Genomic DNA, 7,104 nt, shown 5'->3' on the forward strand with positions numbered 1-7,104 from the left:
GGGGCGTTCGCAAGCGCCTGCTCCTGCGTCCGCCCGTGTGCGCGCTCAGTGCGCGGCGTCGTGCCAGCTGCGCCCGGTGCCGATGCTCACGTCCAGCGGCACGTCGAGCTCCACGGCCGAGCCCATCGCCTCGCGGACCAGCTGCTCGGTGGCCTCGACCTCGCCGGGCGCGACCTCGAGCACCAGCTCGTCGTGCACCTGCAGCAACACCCTCGAGCGCAGGCCCTCGGCGGCCAGACGGTCCTCCACCCGGAGCATGGCCAGCTTCATGAGGTCGGCCGCCGAGCCCTGGATGGGGGCGTTGAGCGCCATCCGCTCGGCCATCTCCCGGCGCTGCCGGTTGGTGCTGGCCAGGTCCGGCAGCGGACGACGGCGGCCCAGCATCGTCTGGGTGTAGCCGACCTTGCGGGCCTCGTCCACCACCTCGCGCAGGTAGTCGCGCACGCCGCCGAAGCGGGCGAAGTACTCGTCCATGAGCGCGGTGGCCTCGGGCGTGCTGATGCCGAGCTGCTTGGACAGGCCGAAGGCGCTGAGCCCGTAGGCCAGGCCGTAGGACATCGCCTTGACCTTGGCGCGCATCTCGGGGGTCACCTCGTCGGCGGGCACGCCGAACACGCGCGCGCCGACGAAGTCGTGCAGGTCCTCGCCCTCGTTGAAGGCCTGGATGAGACCCGCGTCGCCGGAGAGGTGCGCCATGATGCGCATCTCCACCTGGCTGTAGTCGGCGCTCATGAGCTGCTCGTAGCCCTCGCCCACCACGAACACCTCGCGGATGCGGCGCCCGGCCTCGGTGCGGATGGGGATGTTCTGCAGGTTGGGGTCCACGCTGCTCAGGCGCCCGGTGGCCGCGATGGTCTGCTGGTAGGTGGTGTGGATGCGGCCGTCCTCGTCCACGGACTTCTGCAGGCCCTGCACGGTGGAACGCAGGCGCGTCACGTCCCGGTGGCGCAGCAGCGCGGACAGGAAGGCCTCGGCGGCCGAGCCCTCCTCGGCCTGGGCGCTGAGCCACACCAGCGCGTCGGCGTCCGTGGTCCACCCGGTCTTGGTCTTCTTGGTCTTGGGCAGCCCCAGGCGTTCGAAGAGCACCTCCTGCAACTGCTTGGGCGAGCCGAGGTTCACCGAGTCGTCCTCGATGGCGGCGTGCGCGTCGGCCTGGGCGGCGGCCACCTGCTCGGCGAAGTCCTCCTCCAGCGCCGCCAGCTGGTCGCTGTCCACCGCGATGCCGGTGGCCTCCATGGTCACCAGGTGCCGGGCCAGCGGGATCTCCAGGTCACGGGCCAGCCCGGCGGCACCCACGGCCTCGACCTCCTGGGCGAGCACCGGGGCCAGCTCGCGCACGGCCACCGCGCGGATCGCCGCGGTGCGGGCGGCGGTGGTGAGGCCGTCGGTGGAGCCGTCCACCTCGCTGGCGTCGAACAGCGCCTCGGCGCCGCCGTCCTCCTCCACGGCCGGCAGCTCGCGCTGGAGGTGGCGCAGGCACAGGTCCGCGAGGTCGTAGGAGCGCTGGTCGGGGCGCACCAGGTAGGCGCTCAGGGCGGTGTCCACGGCCACGGCGTCCAGCTGCAGCCCGATGACCCGCGCCCCGTGCACCACGCGCTTGAGGTCGTGCACGGCCAGGTGCTCCGCCCCGGCGGTGAACAGGCCCTGCAGCGCCTCCTCGTCGGCAGGGGTCCGGCCGGCCAGGTCGAACCACCCGGTGACCGCGTCGTCGCCCTCGCCGGCCGCCAGCGCGATGCCGGTGGGCTCGGTGCGGTGCCGCCCGGCCACCGACGGTGGGGCGGGGAAGACCATCTCCAGCCCCACCAGGCCGGTCCCGTGCGCCGCGATCCAGTCCGCCAGCGCGCCGGGGGCCACCAGCTCAGCCTCCACCTCCAGGGCGTCGGCGGTCTCGGCGCCCTCCTGCCCGAGGTACTCGAACATCCGGTCGCGCAGCACCCGGAACTCCAGGGCGTCGAACACCTCGTGCACCTTCTCGCGGTCGAAGGTGTCCCACGCGGTGTCGTCGAGGGCCAGCGGCAGCTCCACGTCGCGCACCAGCTGGTTGAGGCGGCGGTTGCGCAGCACCTGGTCCAGGTGGTCGCGGAAGGACTGCCCCGCCTTGCCCTTGATGGTGTCCGCGGCGTCCACGATGCCGCCGAGGTCGCCGTGCAGGCCCAGCCACTTGGCCGCGGTCTTGGGCCCCACGCCGGGAACGCCGGGCAGGTTGTCGGCCGACTCCCCCACCATCGCGGCGAGGTCCTGGTAGCGCTCGGGGCGCACCCCGTACTTCTCCTCCACGGCCTCGGGGGTCATGCGGGCCAGGTCCGAGACGCCCTTGCGCGGGTAGAGCACGGTGGTGCGATCGTCCACCAGCTGCAGCGCGTCGCGGTCGCCCGAGCAGATGAGCACCTCCATGCCCTGCTGGCCGGCCTGCGTGGCCAGCGTGGCGATGACGTCGTCGGCCTCGAAGCCCTCCACGCCCACGTGCGCGATCCCCATCGCGTCGAGCACCTCCTGCACCAGCGAGACCTGCCCGGCGAACTCGTCGGGCGTCTTGGCGCGGCCGGCCTTGTACTCGGCGTACTCCTGCGTGCGGAAGGTCTGCCGGGACAGGTCGAAGGCCACTGCCACGTGGGTGGGCTGCTCGTCACGCAGCACGTTGATGAGCATGGAGGTGAACCCGTACACCGCGTTGGTGTGCTGCCCGGTGGCCGTGGAGAAGTTCTCCGCGGGCAGGGCGAAGAAGGCGCGGTAGGCGAGCGAGTGTCCGTCAAGCAGCAGCAGGCGAGTCACGCGTGGCAGCCTAAGCCCCTGCACCGACACCCACCGGCCCGCCCGGCACGCACCGACCACAACCGCCCCAGGAGGCCCCGTGACCGACAGCACCCCGCAGTCCCAGACCCCGAACGCCGTGGCCGAGGAGCTCTCGCGCGTCTTCGCCCTCGGCCCCGGCGCGCTGGCGCAGAAGATGGGCATCGAGATCACGCACGCCGATGCCGACCGCGTGGAGGCCTCGATGCCGGTGGAGGGCAACACGCAGCCGTACGGTCTGCTGCACGGCGGGGCGAGCGTGGTGCTCGCCGAGACCGTCGGCTCCATCGCGGCCGCCCTCCACGCCGGGCCGCAGCGCGCCGCCGTCGGCGTGGACATCAGCGCCACCCACCACCGTGCCGGGCGCACCGGGCACGTGCACGCCGTGGCCACCCCGCTGCACCGCGGTCGCACGACGGCCAGCTACGACATCGTCATCACCGACGACGCCGGCAAGCGGGTGTGCACCAGCCGTCTCACCTGCTCGCTGCTCAGCGCGCCCAAGGGCTGAGCGCTCCGTGCACACGGACGCCCGCCACGACCATCTGGTCGGGCGGGCGTCTCGTCGGGTGCCGGCGGCGGGATTCGAACCCGCACGCCCTTGCGGGCAGAGCATTTTGAGTGCTCCGTGTCTGCCGTTCCACCACACCGGCGCGCGGCGCGGGCCAGTGTAACGGCGGAGCCCCGGCCGCTCCGGCCCCCCGCGCACCGGTGCGCTCAGCCCTCCCCGCCGAGACGGTGGACGCGCAGGGTGTTCACGCTCCCCGGCACACCGATGGGGGTCCCGGTCACCACCACCACGAGGTCCCCCGCGGTCAGCCCCTCCTGCCCGGCCAGGGCGGCGTCCACCTGCTCCACCATCTCCTCGACGCCGCCGACCTGCGGCACGAGCACCGGCCGCACGCCCCAGGTGAGCGCCAGCCGGCGCCGCACCGCCGGGTCGGGCGTGAAGGCCCACAGCGGCTCCGCCGGACGCGTGCGGGCCAGGCGCCGGGCCGACGAGCCGGTGGTGGTGAACGCGACGAAGCCCGCCGCCCCCACCTGGTGGCCCACCTGCACCGCCGCGGTGGTGACCGCCCCGGTGACCGTGTCCGGCACCTGCGCCAGAGCCCGCATCCGCTGGAGGCCGTGCTCCTCGGTGCTGGCGATGATGCGCGTCATCACCTCCACCGACTCCACCGGGTGCTCCCCCACGGAGGTCTCCGCCGAGAGCATCACGGCATCCGCGCCGTCCAGCACCGCGTTGGCGCAGTCCGAGGCCTCGGCACGCGTCGGGCGGGGGTTGTGCACCATCGACTCCAGCACCTGCGTGGCCACGATGACAGGCTTGGCGCGGCGACGGGCGAGGTCCACCATCCGCTTCTGGGCCACCGGCACGTCCTCCAGCGGCATCTCCACACCCAGGTCGCCGCGGGCCACCATGATGCCGTCGAACGCCTCCACCACCTCCTCGAGGCGCTCCAGGGCCTGCGGCTTCTCGATCTTGGCCACCACCGGCAGCCGGCGGCCCACCTCGTCCATCACCGCGTGCACGTCCTGCACGTCCTGTGGCGAGCGGACGAACGACAGCGCCACGAGGTCGACCTCCTGGTCGAGCGCCCACCGCAGGTCCGCGGCGTCCTTCTCCCCCAGAGCCGGCACGCTGACGGCCACCCCCGGCAGGTTGATGCCCTTGTGGTCGCCCAGCTCGCCGCCCACCTCCACCGTGGTCACCACGTCGGTGTCGGTGACCTCGGTGGCCCGCAGCTGGAGTGCGCCGTCGGCCAGCAGCAGGGTGTCGCCGGGCTCCACGTCGCCGGGCAGGCCCGCGTAGGTGGTGGAGACCTCCTCGGCCGTGCCCTCGACCTCACGGGTGGTCAGCGTGAAGGTCTGGCCGGCGGTGAGCTCCACCGGCCCGTCGGCAAAGGTGCCGGTGCGGATCTTGGGCCCCTGCAGGTCCACGAGCACTGCCAGGGCCCGGCCGGACTCGGCCTCCAGGCGCCGCAGCGTGGCGATCCACCCGGCCATCTCGGCGTGGTCGCCGTGCGACATGTTGAGACGGGCGGTGTCCATGCCGGCCTCCACGAGCCGGCGCAGGACCGGCTCGGTGCAGGTGGCGGGGCCCAGGGTGCAGACGATCTTGGCGCGACGCATGGGGCCCATCCTGTCGTGGACGGGCCCCCTGGGTCACACGCGTGCGCGGCTCGGCTCGCCGGAGCGCCCGGCCCGCCAGTAGAGGAACGCGCCGAGGGCGAACACCGCCGCGGAGACCCACACGTTCACGCGCTGGCCCAGGAAGGTGTTGGCCTCGTCGGTGCGCATCATCTCGATGAAGAAGCGCCCCAGCGTGTAGAGCATCAGGTACAGCCCGGCCACCTGCCCGGCGGCGAAGGAGCGGATGCGGTCGAGCCACAGCACGAGCCCCGCCATCGCCAGGCACCACAGCGCCTCGTAGAGGAAGGTCGGGTGGAAGGTTCCCAGCACCACCGGGTCGCCCGCGGCGTCCACCCGGGCCCGGCCGGCGGACTGGTCCCAGGCGTGGATGGTGAGACCCCACGGCAGGTCGGTGGGGCCGCCGTAGAGCTCGTTGTTGAACCAGTTGCCGAACCGTCCCAACGCCTGCGCCACGAGCAGCCCGGGCACCACGGCATCAGCGAAGGAGCCGAACGACCAGCCGCGGCGGCGGCAGCACAGCCACGCCCCCACGGCACCCAGGGCCACGGCGCCCCAGATGCCCAGGCCGCCCTCCCAGACGGCGAAGGCCTTGAGCGGCTCGCCCCCCTCGCCGAAGTACGCCTCCGGCGAGGTGATGACGTGGTACAGCCGCCCGCCGACGAGCCCCAGGGGCAGCGCCCACATGGCCACATCGAGCACGTCGTCGGCCTCACCGCCCCGGGCCACCCAGCGACGGGTGGTCAACCACAGGGCCGCGCCCACACCCAGCAGGATGCACAGGGCGTAGGCGCGGACCGGGAGGGGCCCCAGCCACCACACCGACTGGGTGGGGCTGGGGATCGATGCCGGGAGGGTCACTTCGTGGCCGAGGCGTCGGACTTCTTGGGGGCGCCGGCCTCGTCGATCTTGGAGAAGAACTCCTCCTTGCTCTTGAGCTGCTGCAGGTCGATCAGCTCACCGTTGAGGTAGACGGTCGGGGTGCCGGTCACACCGAGCTCGTTGGAGTACTGCTCGGACTTCAGGGCGTAGTCGGCGTAGGTCTTGTCGTCCACGCACTTCTCGAAGGTCTTCAGCGCGTCGCCCTCGATGCCGGCGTCCTTGCCGAAGCGCTTGAGGTCGTCGTCGGTCCAGCCGTCGCCCTCCTTCTCGGGCTGGTTCTTGAACACCGTGTTGTGGTACTCGCGGAACTTGCCGGCGTCCTGCGCGCAGTACGCGGCCGACGCGGCGCGGGTGGAGTGCTCACCGGGGAAGTTGTTGTCGAGGAAGGTCTTCGGGTGGTAGGTCACCTGGAGCTTGCCCTCGTCGACGCGCTGGCTGATGCCCTCACCGAGCATGTCCTCGAAGCCCTTGCACCCGGGGCACTGGAAGTCCTCGAAGATGGCGAGTTCCGGGCGGCCTGCCTTACCCACGACCACACCGGTCTTGTCGGCCTTCATTCCCTTGGGCGTCTTGGCCGGGGCGGCCGACCCATCGCCCGACGAGGTGGAGGTGCTGCTCTCGTCGGAGGAGGGCTTGTCGTCCTTCTTGCCGAAGGCCCAGATGCCCACCACCACGAGGGCGGCGACGAGCAGGGCGGCGATGAGGGCGATGAGCGCCTTGCTCACGCCCCCGCCGGAGGAGTTCTTCGGTCGGTGGGCGCTGCTGGGGCGGGGCGAGGTGTCCACGGGCATGCGAGTTCTCCTGATCAGTGGTCCAGGGCGCCGGCCAACTCACGCACCAGCGCCGTCATGCGGGGGAAGGTAGGAACGGAACCTGACTGCCCGCTGGGAGCCGATGCTCCCACGGAGGCGGTGTCCGGAGCGGCGGGGTCCGCCTCGCGCGCCGCGTTGCCGTCCAGGCCGCTGTCGGCCCCGAGCGCGGCAACGACCGCCGACCCGACGATCACGCCATCGGCGTAGCGCGCGACCTCACGGGCCTGCTCGCCGGACGACACGCCCAGACCCAGCCCGATGGGCAGGTCGCTCACGGCACGGATCCGCTCCACCACCTGCTCGGCGGCGTGGGAGACCGTGGCCCGGGCGCCGGTGACGCCCATGGTGCTCGCGGCGTAGACGAAGCCGCTGCACGCCGCCGTGATGGTGGCCGCCCGCTCCGGGGTGGTGCTCGGCGCCACGAGGTGGGTGGTGGCCAGGCCGTGCTCCGCGGCCGCGGCGTGCCAGG

6 protein-coding genes and 1 tRNA gene are annotated in these 7,104 nt (G+C 72.6%); 1 reads left to right on the forward strand and 6 read right to left on the reverse strand.

What is annotated here, in order from left to right:
* Window positions 1–45 precede the first annotated feature (45 nt).
* On the reverse strand, window positions 46–2,772 hold the full coding sequence (gene polA / locus HMPREF3099_RS05000; protein WP_070704803.1) for a DNA polymerase I: 2,727 nt from the start codon (window positions 2,770–2,772) through the stop codon (window positions 46–48).
* 79 nt (window positions 2,773–2,851) lie between these two features.
* Between polA and HMPREF3099_RS05005 the strand changes: the two genes are divergently transcribed.
* The gene (locus tag HMPREF3099_RS05005; RefSeq protein WP_070704806.1) at window positions 2,852–3,301 is read left to right on the forward strand and encodes a PaaI family thioesterase; all 450 of its coding nucleotides are present in this window, start codon (window positions 2,852–2,854) and stop codon (window positions 3,299–3,301) included.
* Between the two features lie 59 nt (window positions 3,302–3,360).
* Here the strand turns inward: HMPREF3099_RS05005 and HMPREF3099_RS05010 are convergent.
* The 5 genes from HMPREF3099_RS05010 to HMPREF3099_RS05030 form a co-directional block, all read right to left on the reverse strand.
* Window positions 3,361–3,443: transfer RNA gene (locus tag HMPREF3099_RS05010), tRNA-Leu, on the reverse strand.
* A 64-nt stretch (window positions 3,444–3,507) separates the two neighbouring features.
* Window positions 3,508–4,923 (reverse strand): pyruvate kinase, encoded by a 1,416-nt coding sequence (gene pyk, locus HMPREF3099_RS05015; RefSeq protein WP_070704809.1) that lies wholly within the window; start codon window positions 4,921–4,923, stop codon window positions 3,508–3,510.
* A 33-nt stretch (window positions 4,924–4,956) separates the two neighbouring features.
* Window positions 4,957–5,802, reverse strand: coding sequence for a prolipoprotein diacylglyceryl transferase (gene lgt, locus HMPREF3099_RS05020; RefSeq protein WP_070704812.1), 846 nt, complete (start codon window positions 5,800–5,802; stop codon window positions 4,957–4,959).
* Window positions 5,799–6,614 carry a DsbA family protein gene (locus tag HMPREF3099_RS05025; protein WP_070704815.1) on the reverse strand — a complete coding sequence of 272 codons (816 nt, stop codon included), beginning with the start codon at window positions 6,612–6,614 and terminating at the stop codon, window positions 5,799–5,801. Before HMPREF3099_RS05025 ends, lgt begins: the two co-directional genes overlap by 4 nt.
* Before the next feature lie 14 nt (window positions 6,615–6,628).
* The coding region (locus HMPREF3099_RS05030; protein ID WP_202816694.1) for a tryptophan synthase subunit alpha at window positions 6,629–7,104 on the reverse strand (476 nt) is incomplete at its 5' end.

Origin of the sequence: Kytococcus sp. HMSC28H12, assembly GCF_001816045.1 — a bacterium.
Lineage (GTDB): Bacteria > Actinomycetota > Actinomycetes > Actinomycetales > Dermatophilaceae > Kytococcus > Kytococcus schroeteri.

Coding starts and splice junctions, on each gene's coding strand:
- pyk (WP_070704809.1), bottom strand. CDS start 4,923: ATGCGTCGCGCCAAGATCGTCTGCACCCTGGGCCCCGCCACCTGCACC.
- HMPREF3099_RS05025 (WP_070704815.1), bottom strand. CDS start 6,614: ATGCCCGTGGACACCTCGCCCCGCCCCAGCAGCGCCCACCGACCGAAG.